Source organism: Actinosynnema sp. NPDC004786, assembly GCF_053601135.1.
Genome location: NZ_JBSGBG010000045.1, coordinates 42,586 through 56,479 on the forward strand (window position 1 = coordinate 42,586; position 13,894 = coordinate 56,479).

A 13,894-nucleotide genomic window follows, 5' to 3' on the forward strand; every position below is an offset into this window, starting at 1 on the left:
CCCCGGCACGGCGCGTCCTTGTCCCCGTGGACGCGAGCGACGATCACCCGGTGGACGCGACGGACGGCCGCCCGGCCGGGCGGGTCGCGGCACGGCGACGCGGGCCCGCGTGGGCGGGGTGGGCGATCGGCGTGCCGATGAACCTGGCCCTCGGCGTGGCCGGCCACTACCCGATGGTCGCGCTGTGGCTGCTCGGCACGGCGGTCGTGCAGGAATCGGGCTGGGCCACGCCCGACCCGACCCTGCTCGACGACGGCTGGTTCCCGATCGTGCTCGTCGTGGGCGTGACGTGGCTGTTCTTCCTGCCGGTCGTGGTGGGGCTCAACCTCGTCGTCACGCGCGTCACGGCGGTGCGACGGCCGCCCTACCGACTGGCCGCCGCCCTGCTGCCGGCGGTGCCGTTCGCCTACGAGGTGGTCACGGCAGCTTGACGCCGGTCAGCTCCGCGCACGCGTCGAGCAGGCGGTCCTGGACCTCGACGTCGTAGGCGGCGGGGTTGGCGCGCAGCTCCTCGCGCCACTTGAAGTAGCGGCCGGTGACGGTGGCGGCGGGCTCGTCGCTCGTCGCCAGCCACACCTGGGTGTCCGCGCCCTTCGGCAGCTCGTCGGTCGCGCCGGGGCCGCCCAGCTTGGTCTTGATCCAGCCGGGGTCGACCGCGTTGCTCAGCACGTAGGTCCACCGGCGCGCCACCGCGAACGCCAGCACCACGTCCAGCAGCTTCGAGTCCGAGTACGCCTGCATGCCGTGCCACGGCCCGCGCTCGTGCTGGAGGTCGTCGAGGTCCGCCACGCCCTGCGCCTCCAGCCCCGACGTCAGGTAGACCAGCCGCCGGGGCCGGGGCATCAGGGCCGTGAGCAGGTACGGCGCCAGCACGTTGACCTGGAACAGCAGCTCCAGGCCGTCCTCGGTGACGGTGCGCTCGGCCAGGCCGCCGCCGAGCCCCGCGTTGTGGATCACCACGTCGAACCGCCCGGCGGCGTCGGCCAGCTCCCGCGTCTGCGCCAGCGACGCGAGGTCGCCGACGACCACGTCGGCCGCGCCGGGCACGGCGGCCAACGCGTCCTCGGCCCGGGCGGCGTCGCGCGCGTGCAGCACGACCCGGTGCCCGAGCGAGACCAGCGTCGCCGCCGTCTCCCGACCGATACCGTCCGACGACCCCGTGACCAGAACGCTCACCATGCGGCGGAGCCTACCTGGGAGCGTTCCCAATCGCCGTTCAGCCGATCACCTGCCACCCGGCGAGTTGCGCGGCGGGCCAGCCCGTGTTGCCGGTGAACCGCAGCCGCACGTACCGGGCGCGCAGCCCGGACGGCAGCGCGACGGTGACGGCGTTGCCGGCGGCCGGGTCGAACACGTACCCGGTCGCGCCCAGCGCGGTGGCGAACGCCGAGCCGTCCGACGACGCCTCCACCGCGATCGTCTGCGTGCGCCTGCCCCACGCCGGGTTCGGCGGCAGGCTCAGCACCATCCGGCGCGGCGCGGCGACCGCGCCCAGGTCGACCTGGATCCACTGCGGGAACGCCTGGTTCGCGCTCTCCCAGTAGCTGTGCGGGTCGGCGTCCACGGCGAAGTGGCTGCCGTAGTGCTGGGTCTGGCTGCTCTGCGCGGTGGGCCTGCCGGCGGCGAGGTCGCGTTCCGCCGGGGGCGTGTCGGTGAGCACCGGCCTGGTCGGGCGGACCGCGGTCAGCGGGATCAGGCCCTTGAGCATCCGGCCGCCGTCGCCGGTGAGCCGCAGGTAGTAGTCCGACGAGCACCGCGTGCCGTCCTCGTCCAGCGCGAGGAACCCGGAGCCGACCGGGATGCCCGCCTGCGTCTCCGGCGTCTTGGCGATCTGGTTGGCCTCGTTGTACTCGTCGAACATCGAGATGTAGATGCCCTGCACGCCCAGCCGGACCATGTTGTAGAACTGCCGCCACATGAAGTCGCCGTGCGCGCGGTGCCGCCGGGACAGGTCGCCGGGCAGCACGCACGGCTGGTAGTCGATGCCGAGCCGCGTGCACTCGGCCTGGTCCGGCGAGTTCACGTTGGTGTGGAAGTGGTCGGCGTCGGCCACCGTGCCGATCCGGCCGACCATCCACGGCGACAGCATGTGGAAGCTGCGGTAGACCTGCGCGAAGCCCGGCCGCGAGTCCTCGACCTCGCGCCGCCAGTGCGTCGGCACGCCGCCGATCAGGTACACGCCCTGGCCCTTGAACCAGTCGACGACGTCCTGGCACTGCTGCGGGGTGAACGGCCGGCCGGGGTCGTTGAAGCCGAAGCCCCAGACGCACACCACCGGTTTGCCGTTCTGGCGGGCGTACATGGGGGAGGAGGTGTACGCCCGCATCTTGTCGATCCAGTCGGCCTTGATCTCCGACTGCATGTTCGTCCAGTTGGTGACGTCGTACATGATGTAGAACTTCACGCCGTGCGCCTCGGCCGCGCGCCGGACGTGGGCGGTGACGGCGTCGCGGATCGGGCCCTCGCCGCCGGTCGGGTTGAACCGCTGGAGGGCCGCGGTGTCGCAGCCGTACTCCCGCATCCACCGGAAGTGGACGTCCACGGTGGAGTAGTCGTGGTTGGAGAAGACGGTCGCCGGCCGGCCGTCGCCGAGCGCGCCGAACGCGGTCGCGTACTGGTTCGGGTAGTCGGTCATGTCCGGCCAGGCCATCAACGCGTGGTTGGCCGGCGAGGGCGGCCGGCCCCAGTCGTGGCTCCAGTGCCACCAGCCGTTGATCGGCGAGTTGTCGCCCCGGGCGGCGAACCAGCCCTGGTAGCCGACGGTGATCTTGCCGACCACGTCGCCCGGCGGGCTCGCGGCGGCGGCCGGGCTCGACGTGGTGGTGGCGAGGGCGGAGGCGGCCAGGGCCGACCCGATGAACGTCCTGCGTGACAGGGACACCGCACGCTCCTTCGTTGGAGGGACGGCATCAGCATGCAAGAAGTGAGCAGCGTCACGCAATAATTCGACAAACCGGGATTCTCGGGTCGGACCGGGACGAGGCCGCGCCAGGTGGGCGACCAGTTCGGCGGCCGACCGGAACCCGGTTCACGCGGCGACCCCGGCCTTCGGCCGTGCGCGGGCCAGCAGCACGCCCCCGATCACGACCGCGCCGCCGACCGCCGTGTGCCACCCCACCGGCTCGTCGAGCAGCACCGCGCCGAGCGCCGTCGACCACAGCGGCGCGACGTAGGTGACGGTGGACGCCACCGCCGGACCGGCCGCGCGGATGACGTCGAGGTTCAGCACGTACGCCAGGCCCGTGCCGACCGCGCCCAGCACCGCCAGCGCCACGACGGCCCCCGTGCCCGGCCACGCCGGCGGCCCGCCCGCGAACGGCGCGACCAGCGCCAGTTGCAGGGTCGCGCAGGTGATCTGCACGGCCGACAACGCGCTCGCGCCGTGCCCGCCGCCGGCGAAGAACCGGCGGGTGTAGGCGAACCCCGCGCCGTAGCAGGCGGTCGCGGCGAGGCAGGCGAGGCCGCCTTCGAGCAGGTCGCCCGACAGCCCGCGCCACGCGCCGAGCACGACGAGCACCCCGGCGAAGCCCGTCCCGAGCCCGGCCAGGCGGGTCCGGGTGATCCGCTCGCCCGGCACGACGAGCAGCACGAACACCAGCGTGGCCAGCGGCGTGGTGGCGTTCAGCACCCCGGCCGGCACCGAGCCGACCAGCGTCTCGCCGTGCGCGAGCAGCGTGAACGGCACGGCGTTGAGCAGCGCCGCCACCACCGCCGCGTGACCCCACGTGCGCCGGTCCCGCGGCACGGCGGAGCCGCCCGCCAGGCACATCGCCCACAGCGCGAGCGCGCCGAACAGGCAGCGGGACAACGCCACCCACACCGGCGGCACGCCCGCGTCCACCGCCACCTTGATCAACGCGAAGCTGCCGCCCCAGATCGCGGACAGCAGCAAGAACTTCCCGGACGTCTGCACCTGGGGGAGGATCGCCGCGCCTGCGAGGATGAGTCCAACAAGTGCCCGACACCGATCCATGAGAGCGGCTCATGACGTTGAACTTCGCGCAGCTCCGCGCGTTCCTCGCGGTGGTGGACGAGGGCGGCTTCGGCGCGGCCGCCGAGGCGCTGGGCGTGACCCAGTCCGCCGTGTCGCACGCCGTCGCCGCGCTGGAGCGCACGCTCGGGCACCCCGTGCTGGTCCGGCGCGGCGCGCCGCCCCGGCCGACCGCGTTCGGCGTCGAGGTCGTGGCGCACGCCCGTGCCGCGGTGGCCGCGTCGGCGGCGATCACGGACCTGGCCGCCCGGCGGGGCGGGGCGGCGCGCGGCACGGTGAAGCTGGCCGCGCCGCCGACCGTGTGCCAAGGGCTGCTGCCGGACCTCATGACGCGGTGGGGCGCGGAGTTCCCGCACGTGCGGGTCCGGGTGTTCGAGGGCGAGGACGACGAGGTGGCCGAGTGGCTGGCCAACGGCACGGTCGAGGCCGCCGTCGTGGTCGACCCGCCCGGCGGGGACGGCGTGCCGGTGGGGGAGGACGCGTTCCACGCCCTGCTGCGGGCCGACCACCCGTTGGCCGGGGTCGGCGAGGTGCACGTGGCGGACCTGGCCGACGACCCGTTCCTGCTGTCGTGCGGCGGGTGCGAGCGGCACGTGCGGCAGGTGCACGCGGGCCTGCCGTTCGACCCGCTGCACCGGGTGCGGGAGCTGGGCACGCTGCTCGCGATGGTCCGGGCCGGGGTCGGCGTGTCGGTCGTGCCGGGGCTGGTGGCGTCGATGCTCGTGCCGGGCCTGGTCCTGGTCGCGCTGCGGCCGAGGGTGGTGCGCCGGCTGGTGCTGAGCGGGCCGCCGGGGCGGGAGTGGCACCCGGCGGTCACCGCGCTGGTCGACTCCGTGCGGCGCACCTGAGCGCGGCGACCTCATCGCCCGGCGGGGCCGCCGCGGGTGTGAGCGGCGGGCGGGTGTGAGCGGCGGCCGAGTTTGATCCCGGCCCGGCGGGCAACTCCCGGCCCATGACGAGAGGCGCGCGAGCGGCGCTGGTGCTCGGCCTGGGGATCGGCGGGTTCGTGGACGGCATCGTCGCCCACCAGCTCCTGGGCCGGCACCACGTGCTGTCCGGGTGGCACCCGGACGACCTGCACCTGAACATGCTCGGCGACGGGCTGTTCCACCTGCTGTGCCTGCTGCTGGTGGTGGTCGGCGTGGCCGCCCTCAACCGGGCGGGCACGCTGCCGGGCCGGGTGCTGTGGGGTGGCGTGCCGGCCGGCTGGGGCGTGTTCAACCTGGTGGAGGGGATCGTCGACCACCAGGTGCTCGGCATCCACCACGTGCGCAGCGGCCCCCACGAGGTCGCCTACGACCTCGGGTTCCTCGCCCTGGGCGCGGCGCTGGTCGTGGTGGGCGGGCTGCTGCTGCGGGAACGGGCGCGCCGGTGAGCGGCGTGCGGGAGCGGTTGCGGCGGGCCGCCCGGGACGTGTTCGGGTGGGCCGAGCTGCGCGACGAGCAGATCGACGCCATGGAGCAGGTGCTGGCGGGCCGTGACGTGTTCGTCGTGCTGCCCACCGGCGCGGGCAAGTCGGCGGTCTACCAGGTGCCCGGCGTGCTGCTGGACGGCCTGGTCGTCGTCGTGTCGCCGTTGATCGCGTTGCAGCGCGACCAGGTCGCGGCGCTGCGGGAGAACGGCGCGCCGCGCGCCGAGCTGGTCAACTCGGGACAGTCCGACGCGGACAACGAGGCCGCGTGGGAGGCCGTCGCGCGCGGTGAGGTGCGGTACCTGTTCGTCGCGCCCGAGCAGCTGGCCAAACCCGAGGTGCTGGAGCGGCTGGGCGAGCCGGCGCTGGTCGTGGTGGACGAGGCGCACTGCGTGTCCGCGTGGGGTCACGACTTCCGGCCCGACTACCTGCGGCTGGCGGCGGCGGTGGAGCGGGTGGGCCGGCCGCCCGTGCTCGCGCTGACCGCCACGGCGGGCACGACCGTGCGCGAGGACGTGATCACCCACCTGGGCATGCGTGACCCGGTCGTGGTGGCCGTGGGGTTCGACCGGCCCAACCTGTCGCTGGAGGTGCGCGCGTTCGTCGGGGACGACGAGAAGCGGCGCGCGGTGCTGGAGTGGGTGCGGGACGCGCCGAAACCGGGCCTGGTGTACGTGGCCACGCGCAAGGACGCCCGCCGGTACGCCGACGACCTCGTCGCCGCCGGGGTGGACGCGCAGCCCTTCCACGCGGGGATGAAGGCAGCCGACCGGGAACGGGTGCAGGACGCGTTCATGCGCGGCGAGGTCGACGTGGTGGTGGCGACGTCCGCGTTCGGCTTGGGCATCGACAAGCCGGACGTGCGGTTCGTCGCGCACGCCTCCGCGCCGGGCTCGCTGGACGCCTACTACCAGGAGATCGGCCGGGCGGGCCGGGACGGCGAGCCGGCGCTGGCGGTGCTGTTCTACCGGCCGCAGGACCTGGGGCTGCAACGGTTCCTCCAGTCCCGGCACACCGACCGCGACGGGCTCGTGGAGCTGGCCGCGTTCGTGCGCGACCACCCCGGGCTGCGGGTGACCGAGCTGGCGCGGGAGAGCGGGCGGTCCCGGCGCACGGTCACCACGGGGGTGAACCTGCTGGAGCGGGTCGGCGCGGTGGAGGCCGCCAAGGCCCGGTTCCGGGCGGTGGTCGAGCCGGAGCGGGCGGCCGACCTGGCGGTCGCGGAGGCGGAGCGGCTGCAACGCCTGGACCGGTCGCGGATCGAGGTGCTGCGGGCGTACGCGGAGACCAGGGCGTGCCGGCGGCAGCACCTGCTCGGGTACTTCGGCGAGGTGCTGGAGCGGGCGTGCGGCAACTGCGACACGTGCGCGCGGGGCGAGGCGGGCACCGGCATCTCGGCCAACCCCGAGTACCCGGCGCAGTCGCGGGTGGACCACGCCGAGTTCGGCTCCGGGACGGTGGTGCAGAGCGAGGCCGACCGGATCACCGTGCTGTTCGAGGACGTCGGTTACAAGACGCTGTCGCTGGAGGCCGTGCACGCGGCCGACGTGCTGGGCCGGCACCCGGACCCGTGACCCGGTCCGCCGTCCCGCCGGGGTCAGCCCACGTCGACGCCGACCGGCATGCCGGTGAGCGGCAGCCCGGAGGCGAGCGCGAGAGCCGCCGCCGCGGGCGGGTAGGCCAGCTCGCCCAGGCCGCCGATCGGGGCGTCCGACGCCACCGGCACCACGTCGATGTCCGGCACCCGGTCGATGCGCGCCCACGCGTAGTCCCGGAACGACGACTGGGCGACCCGGCCGTCCCGCACGGTGATCTGCGCCCCGAACACGGTGGACAGCGCGTCCACGACCCCGCCCTCGACCTGCGCCCGCACCCCGGACGGGTGCAGCACCGGCCCCACGTCCACGGCCGCCGTCACCCGGCGGACCCGGCCGTCGGCGGCGTCGGCGACCACGGCGATCACCGACCCGTACTCCTCGTGGCACGCCACCCCGCGGGTCACGCCCGGCCGTGCCCGCCCGGCCCGCGCCGCCGCCGCGTCCAGCACCCGCCGCAGGCGCGAGTCGGCGGGCAGCAGCCGGCGTCGCAGCTCCACCTGGTCGAGCCCGGCCCGGCGGCCCAGCTCGCCCAGGAAGACCTTCTCGGCGAACTGGAAGTGGCCCGAGTACACGGCGCGCCAGAACCCGGTGCGCAGCGGCGAGCCCTTCAGGGCGACGTCCACCCGGCCCGCCACCCCGTACGGGAAGTGGTCGCCGGCCGCCTTGACGACGGCGGGGTTGGCGAAGAACGGCGCGACGGACAGCGGCCACGTCGCGACGCCGTGCGCCCGCCACGTCGGCACACCCGCCGCGTCCACCACGGCGGACAGCCGGTGCACCGACATCGGCCGGTACGAGTCGTGCCGCATGTCGTCGTCCCGGGTCCACAGCACGCTCACCGGCGCGCCCACCGCCCGTGAGCAGGCGACCGCCTCCAGCACCGGGTCGGGTTCGATGCGGCGGCCGAACGCGCCGCCGGCCAGCGTCGCCTCGACCCGCACCGCCGCCTGGTCCAGCCCGAACTGCCGGGCCAGCGTCGCGCGCAGCGTGCCGGGGTCCTGGGTGGGCGTCCACACGGTGACGCCCGTGCCGGTCACGTGCGCGGTGGAGTTCATCGGCTCCATGGGCGCGTGCGCCAGCAGCGGCAGCCGGTACGTGGCCTCGAACGCCACCGGTCCGGGCGCCCCGGGCACGGCGGGCAGCGCGGCCTCCAGCTCCGCGAGCCACTGCCGGCTGTCCGCGGTGGGCGTGCCGCCGCGCCACGTCACCCGCAACGCCTCCCGGCCGCGCAACGCCTCCGGCGTGGACCGGGCGATCACCGCCACCCCGCCCTGACCGGCCGTGGCCGGGTCGAGCGGCGTCACCGCGACCACACCGGGCACCGCGCGCGCCGCGGCGTCGTCCACCCCGTCGACCAGCGCGCCGATCCACGGCGGCCGGAGCACGACGGCGACCAGCGCGCCCGGCGGGCGGGTGTCGATGCCGTACCGGGCCCGGCCGGTGACGATCGCCCGGGCGTCCACCCGGCCCGCGCGCGTGCGGCCCAGCAGCCGCCACCGCTCCGGCGGGGTCAGCGTCACCGGCACGGTCGTCGGGTCCAGCGCCGCCGCGTCCCGCACCAGGCTCGCGTACCGCAGCACCCGGTGGCCGTGGCGGACCGCGCCGTCCCGCGCCGCGCACTCCTCGACCGGCACGCCCCACCGGCGCGCGGCGGCCGCGACGAGCAGGCAGCGGGCGGTGGCGGCGGCCCGGCGCAGCGGCTCGTGCAGCTGCCGGGCGGAGAACGAGTTGCCCACGCCCTGCGGCCCGAACCGGGCCGGGTCGCCGTGCGCCTGCTCCAGCCGCACGTCGTCCACCTCGACCATCAGCTCCTCGGCCACCAGCAGCGCCACCACGGTGCGCACGCCCTGCCCGGAGTCCGGTTTGGGCGCGGTCGCGGTGATCCGGCCGCGGTCGTCCAGCCGCACGAAAGCGGAGGGCGCGAACCCGTCCGCCGCCTCCGCCGCGCCCGGCCGGGACAGCGGCACGGACACGACGAGCACGCCGCCGAGGAAGGTCCGCCGACTGATCGTCACCGCTCGCCCCGCTTCCACCGCGCGGCCAACCGGACGGCCGCCCGGATCCGGGTGTACGTGCCGCAGCGGCACACGTTGTCGCGCAGCGCGGCGTCGATCTCGTCGTCGTCCGGGTCGGGGTTGGCGGCCAGCAGCGCGACCGTCGACATGATCTGGCCGGGCTGGCAGTAGCCGCACTGCGCGACGTCCAGCTCCAGCCACGCCCGCTGCACGGGGTGGTCGCCGTCCTCGGACAGGCCCTCGATGGTGGTGATCCGCTTGCCCTGCGCCTCGGCCACGGGCGTGACGCACGGCCGCGCCGCCGCGCCGTCCACCAGGGACGTGCACGCGCCGCACGCGCCCACGCCGCAGCCGTACTTGGGGCCGAGCAGGCCGAGCCGCTCCCGCAACGCCCACAGCAGCGGCGTCTCGCCGGGCACGTCCACCTCGCGCCGCTCGCCGTTGACGTGCAACCGATACCGCCCCATCGCGGCCCCCTTCGCGTTCGGCCGCGTCCCATCGTGGTGGGGTGTCGATCGGTGTGCAATCAATCGTTCAGTCGTGCGCCGTCGACGCCGGTACGGCCGACAGGCGGTTGCGGTCCCGGCGCGCCGCAGGACTCCCGCACGGTCAGGCTCGGCCACAGGGCGACGCGGTGCACCGGGCGGTCCAGCGGGTCGGCGGCGCGGGCCAGCGCCAGCTGCGCGGCCAGCGCGCCGACCCGGTGCTTCTGCGGCCGCACGGCGGTCAGCGGCGGGTCGGAGGCGGCGGCCACCTCGTCGTCGTAGGACACCACCGCCAGGTCGCCCGGCACGTCCCAGCCCCGGTCGCGGGCCCGGTGCAGCAGCCCGATGGCCTCGCGGTCGGCGTGCACCAGCAGCGCCCGCACCCCGGCCCGCGCGCACCGGTCCAGCACGTCGTCGCAGGCCCGTGCCCATCCCGGCGACCCGTACGACGGCACCTCCACGGCGGGCGCGCCGTCCGCCGGGAGGCCGAGCGCCGACACCGCCGCCGTCCACCCGGCCCGGATCGCCGCCCGGTGCGGGCTCGGCCGCGACAGCACCAGCCCGACGCGCCGGTGCCCCAGCGCCGCGAGGTGTCGCACCGCGAGGCCCGCGCCCGACGCGTGGTCGGTCACCGCGGCGTCCAGCCCGATCAGCGGCAGCTCCGGCGGCGGCACCCGTTCCACCAGCACCACCGGCACCCTCAGCCCGGCCAGCCAGCGCAGCAGGTCCAGCCCGGCGGTGCTCGGCGCGACGAGCAGCGTGCGCACGCCCCGTTCCAGCAGCTTCGCCACCTGCCGCCGGTCCTCGGCCGGGTCGTAGCAGGAGGTGCGCAACGCCAGCCTCCCGCCCGCGGCCGTCACGGCGGTCTGCGCGCCCTGGATCACGGCCGGCCAGTAGTAGTCCTCGGACGGCGTCACCATGCCCACCAGGACGTGCGGCGCGCGCGGGGCCGGGTCGCCGCGGTGGGGCAGCGTGACGCCGCCGTGCACGCGCGCCACCAGGCCGCGGTCGGCCAGCGCGGTCACGTCCCGGCGGACGGTCACCGCCGTCACGCCCAACCGCTCCACCAGGTCGGCGAGCCGGACCACGCCCTCGGCCCGCACCGCCGCGAGGATCAGGTCACGCCGCTGAGCCGCGAGTCGCATTGTCGGTTCCGATCGACTTTGATCGTTCCTGTTCGGTTCGTTGACCTTGGACTATGCCACGGACTGGAGTGGATCCACAGGACTCCACCAGGGGGACGGCACTCCCGACCCGAACCGGCCGGACCACCGCCCCAACATCACCCAACACACCACCCGCAAACCCTCGCCGCACCGCCCGCCCGCCACCGCCCGCCCGCCACCGCCCGCCCGCCACCGCCCGCCCGCCACCGCCCGCCCGCCACCGCAGAACCAGCCGCCCAGCCGTCGCCGACCACCGCCGCCACCCACCGTCGCCGCCGAAGCGCACACGTCGCCCGGCACGACGGTCCCGTCCCCGATCCCCCTTCCGACGAGGAGGCACCCCATGGACCCATCGGGCAGGCTCACCCGCAGGAAGCTGCTCACCGCGGCCGGCGCCGCGGTCGCGGGCAGCGCGCTCGGCGCCGGCGTGGCCGCGGCGGACGCCACCATCGGCGTCGACCCCACCGCCGACAACGGCACGTGGGAGGGCTGGGGCACCTCCCTGGCGTGGTGGGCCACCGTGTTCGGCGACCGCGACGACCTCGCCGACCTGTTCTTCACCACCAAGACCGTGACCTACAACGGCACGGCGCTGCCCGGCCTCGGGCTGACCATCGCCCGCTACAACCTGGGCGCGTCGAGCTGGAACGCGGTGAACGGCGAACGGATGGTCGCCTCGCCGAACATCCCCCGCTTCAAGCAGGTCGAGGGGTTCTGGCAGGACTGGACCAACGAGGACCCGACCTCGTCGGCCTGGAACTGGAACGCCGACGCCAAGCAGCGCGCGATGCTGGTCAAGGCCACGCAGCGGGGCGCGATGAGCGAGCTGTTCGCCAACTCGCCGATGTGGTGGATGTGCCTGAACCACAACCCGTCCGGCGCGGCGGACGCGGCCGACACCAACCTCCAGCCGTGGAACCACCGGCAGCACGCCCTGCACCTGGCCGCCACCGCGCGCCGCGCCCGCGACCAGTGGGGCGTCACCTTCCGCACCGTCGACCCGTTCAACGAGCCGTCCTCGGCGTACTGGCACGCCAACGGCACGCAGGAGGGGTGCCACATCGACGCCACCACCCAGCGCAGCGTCCTGGCGCACCTGCGCGCCGAGCTGGACCGCCAGGGCCTGACCGGGACGTGGGTCGCCGCGTCCGACGAGACGAGCTACGACCTCGCCCGCACCACCTGGAACAGCTTCGACGCCACCACCAAGGGGTTGGTGCGGCAGGTCAACGTGCACGGCTACCAAGGGCTGGGCGGCCGGCGCGACCTGCTGGCCGACGACGTCCGCGCGGCGGGCAAGGTGCTGTGGAACTCCGAGCACGGCGACGGCGACGGCTCCGGCATGCAGACGGCCCGGTGCCTGCTGATGGACTTCCGCTGGCTCAAGCCGACCGCCTGGTGCTACTGGCAGGTGATGGACCCGACCTCCGGCTGGGGCGCGATCCGCTACGACGGCGGCACCGGCCAGGCGGGCGCGGTGGAGACGAAGCTGTACGTGCTGGCCCAGTTCACCCGGCACATCCGCCCCGGCATGCGGATCCTCGGCACCGGCGTGGACTACGCCGTCGCCGCCCACGACGCGGCCGCGCGCCGCCTGGTGATCGTGGCGGCCAACACCGGGGCGGCGCAGACGCTGACGTTCGACCTGTCCCGGTTCGGCCAGGCGCCGGACGGCGCGGTGACCCGGTGGTCCACGCTCACCTCCGGACCGGGGGACCGGTACGCGCGCCGCCAGGACCAGCGGGTGTCGGGCAGGCTCCTGCGGGTGCCGTTCGCGGCCGGCGCGGTGCAGACGGTCCAGGTGGACGGGGTGGTCCGGTGAGGGCGGCGGTCCTGGTGGCGGCCGTGCTCGCCGCGACGCTGGTGCAGCCCGGTGTCGCGCACGCCGCGCCACGCGTCACCCTGCTGTCCGACACGCTGCTCGACCAGTCGGCGCTGTACTTCGTGTCCTACGACGGCCTGGTGAACAACAACGCGTTCCAGGACGCGCTGATCACCTACAACGGTCACCAGTACGCCGCCTGGTACACCTCCACCCGCAACGCCGTGGTGGCGCGCCGCCCGCTGGGCGGGGCGTGGGAGAAGGCCGTGCTGCCGCACCAGCTCGGCACGAACGACTCGCACAACGTGATCTCGCTGGGCATCTCGCCCCAGGACGGCGCCCTGCACGTCGCCATGGACACGCACAACTCGCGGCTGTACTACGCGAAGTCCGTCGCGGGCCTGGCGTCGCAGCCGGGTTCCTTCCGGTGGTCGCCTTCGGTGTTCGGCGCGGTGCAGCGGACCCTGGGCGGCGTCGAGCTGGGCAACATGACCTACCCGCAGTTCGTGGTCACGCCCGAGGGCGCGTTGCAGTTCAGCTACCGCACCGGCGGTTCGGGCAACGGCGTGAACGAGCTGGCGGAGTACACCGGCGGCACGTGGCGGAGGCTGGGCGCGTGGTCGTCGGCGACCGGCGACTACACCGGGCCGAACGGCGTCGTCTCCACCACCCGCAACATGTACCTGCACGGCCTCACCTACGACCGACGCGGACGGCTGCACGCCGCGTTCACGTGGCGCGAGGGCAACACGGGCGTGCTGTGCCACCCCGGGGGCCTGACCAACCACGACACCGGCTACGTCTACAGCGACGACCGGGGCCGCACGTGGCGCAACGGGGCGGGCGCGGTCGTCGGGACCACGGGCGGCACGCGGGTCTCCGTGACCTCGCCGGGCCTGGTCGTCGACCCGCTCGACCCGAACCACGGGCTGATGAACCAGGAGGGCCAGAACGCGGACTCCGCCGGCACGCCGCACGTGGTGATCAGCTACGTGCCGGGCCGGTTCACCCAGTGCGTGTCGAACTACGCGCAGCAGCGCGCCCAGTACGGCCGCACGTTCCACGTCGTGCGCGACGCCGACGGCACGTGGACCAAGCGGGAGGTGCCGGTGCCGCCGGGCAGCACGCAGCGCACCAAGCTCGTGTTCGACCGGGACGACAACGCCTACCTGGTGATGCCGCGCGGCCGGATCGTGTCGGCGAGCCGGGTGAGCGGGTGGACGGACTGGGCGCTGGTGTTCGACCAGCCGTCGATGAACGCGTTCGGCGAGGTCAACGTGGACACGTCCCGGGTGGCCGCGGACGGGGTCCTGTCGTTCCAGTACCAGCAGCGCTCCAGCGGCACGACGCCGTCGCCGATCCGGGTGGCGGACTTCCGCCTGGGCTGACGGCGGCCGGGGCGACCG

Annotated in this window: 12 protein-coding genes; 6 read left to right on the forward strand and 6 right to left on the reverse strand. The window is 75.0% G+C overall.

Going from position 1 to position 13,894, the window contains the following annotated elements:
• The first annotated feature begins 50 nt into the window (after positions 1 to 50).
• Positions 51 to 431 (forward strand): hypothetical protein, encoded by a 381-nt coding sequence (locus ACWEFJ_RS31255; protein WP_449715943.1) that lies wholly within the window; start codon positions 51 to 53, stop codon positions 429 to 431.
• Here the strand turns inward: ACWEFJ_RS31255 and ACWEFJ_RS31260 are convergent.
• The 3 genes from ACWEFJ_RS31260 to ACWEFJ_RS31270 all read right to left on the reverse strand — a co-directional run bounded on the left by ACWEFJ_RS31260 (position 418) and on the right by ACWEFJ_RS31270 (position 3,913).
• Complete coding sequence (locus tag ACWEFJ_RS31260) at positions 418 to 1,179, reverse strand: SDR family NAD(P)-dependent oxidoreductase (protein WP_378086516.1); 762 nt, start codon at positions 1,177 to 1,179, stop codon at positions 418 to 420. The genes ACWEFJ_RS31255 and ACWEFJ_RS31260 overlap by 14 nt on opposite strands.
• A 37-nt stretch (positions 1,180 to 1,216) precedes the next feature.
• The gene (locus tag ACWEFJ_RS31265) at positions 1,217 to 2,881 is read right to left on the reverse strand and encodes a discoidin domain-containing protein (protein ID WP_449715944.1); all 1,665 of its coding nucleotides are present in this window, start codon (positions 2,879 to 2,881) and stop codon (positions 1,217 to 1,219) included.
• Positions 2,882 to 3,028: 147 nt separating this feature from the next.
• Entirely contained in the window at positions 3,029 to 3,913 is an 885-nt protein-coding gene (locus ACWEFJ_RS31270; protein ID WP_449715945.1) for a DMT family transporter, read from the reverse strand.
• 71 nt (positions 3,914 to 3,984) lie between these two features.
• Between ACWEFJ_RS31270 and ACWEFJ_RS31275 the strand changes: the two genes are divergently transcribed.
• The 3 genes from ACWEFJ_RS31275 (at position 3,985) to ACWEFJ_RS31285 (ending at position 6,976) form a co-directional block, all read left to right on the forward strand.
• Entirely contained in the window at positions 3,985 to 4,839 is an 855-nt protein-coding gene (locus ACWEFJ_RS31275) for a LysR family transcriptional regulator (RefSeq protein WP_449715946.1), read from the forward strand.
• 104 nt (positions 4,840 to 4,943) lie between these two features.
• Positions 4,944 to 5,366, forward strand: coding sequence for a DUF2243 domain-containing protein (locus ACWEFJ_RS31280; protein ID WP_449715947.1), 423 nt, complete (start codon positions 4,944 to 4,946; stop codon positions 5,364 to 5,366).
• Positions 5,363 to 6,976, forward strand: coding sequence for a RecQ family ATP-dependent DNA helicase (locus tag ACWEFJ_RS31285; RefSeq protein WP_449715948.1), 1,614 nt, complete (start codon positions 5,363 to 5,365; stop codon positions 6,974 to 6,976). Before ACWEFJ_RS31280 ends, ACWEFJ_RS31285 begins: the two co-directional genes overlap by 4 nt.
• Before the next feature lie 23 nt (positions 6,977 to 6,999).
• Here ACWEFJ_RS31285 and ACWEFJ_RS31290 read toward each other — a convergent pair whose 3' ends face one another.
• The 3 genes from ACWEFJ_RS31290 to ACWEFJ_RS31300 are packed head-to-tail and all read right to left on the reverse strand — an operon-like array spanning position 7,000 to position 10,645.
• Positions 7,000 to 9,015, reverse strand: coding sequence for a molybdopterin cofactor-binding domain-containing protein (locus ACWEFJ_RS31290; protein WP_449715949.1), 2,016 nt, complete (start codon positions 9,013 to 9,015; stop codon positions 7,000 to 7,002).
• The gene (locus tag ACWEFJ_RS31295; RefSeq protein WP_449715950.1) at positions 9,012 to 9,482 is read right to left on the reverse strand and encodes a (2Fe-2S)-binding protein; all 471 of its coding nucleotides are present in this window, start codon (positions 9,480 to 9,482) and stop codon (positions 9,012 to 9,014) included. Before ACWEFJ_RS31295 ends, ACWEFJ_RS31290 begins: the two co-directional genes overlap by 4 nt.
• A 59-nt stretch (positions 9,483 to 9,541) precedes the next feature.
• The gene (locus ACWEFJ_RS31300; protein WP_449715951.1) at positions 9,542 to 10,645 is read right to left on the reverse strand and encodes a substrate-binding domain-containing protein; all 1,104 of its coding nucleotides are present in this window, start codon (positions 10,643 to 10,645) and stop codon (positions 9,542 to 9,544) included.
• A gap of 364 nt (positions 10,646 to 11,009) precedes the next feature.
• Between ACWEFJ_RS31300 and ACWEFJ_RS31305 the strand changes: the two genes are divergently transcribed.
• Positions 11,010 to 12,488, forward strand: a complete 1,479-nt coding sequence (locus ACWEFJ_RS31305; protein WP_378088562.1) for a glycoside hydrolase — start codon at positions 11,010 to 11,012, stop codon at positions 12,486 to 12,488.
• The gene (locus ACWEFJ_RS31310; RefSeq protein WP_449715952.1) at positions 12,485 to 13,876 is read left to right on the forward strand and encodes a BNR repeat-containing protein; all 1,392 of its coding nucleotides are present in this window, start codon (positions 12,485 to 12,487) and stop codon (positions 13,874 to 13,876) included. The genes ACWEFJ_RS31305 and ACWEFJ_RS31310 overlap by 4 nt, the downstream gene beginning before the upstream one ends.
• Positions 13,877 to 13,894: the final 18 nt, after the last annotated feature.

Coding starts and splice junctions, on each gene's coding strand:
- ACWEFJ_RS31260 (WP_378086516.1), bottom strand. CDS start 1,179: ATGGTGAGCGTTCTGGTCACGGGGTCGTCGGACGGTATCGGTCGGGAG.
- ACWEFJ_RS31275 (WP_449715946.1), top strand. CDS start 3,985: ATGACGTTGAACTTCGCGCAGCTCCGCGCGTTCCTCGCGGTGGTGGAC.
- ACWEFJ_RS31280 (WP_449715947.1), top strand. CDS start 4,944: ATGACGAGAGGCGCGCGAGCGGCGCTGGTGCTCGGCCTGGGGATCGGC.
- ACWEFJ_RS31295 (WP_449715950.1), bottom strand. CDS start 9,482: ATGGGGCGGTATCGGTTGCACGTCAACGGCGAGCGGCGCGAGGTGGAC.
- ACWEFJ_RS31300 (WP_449715951.1), bottom strand. CDS start 10,645: ATGCGACTCGCGGCTCAGCGGCGTGACCTGATCCTCGCGGCGGTGCGG.
- ACWEFJ_RS31305 (WP_378088562.1), top strand. CDS start 11,010: ATGGACCCATCGGGCAGGCTCACCCGCAGGAAGCTGCTCACCGCGGCC.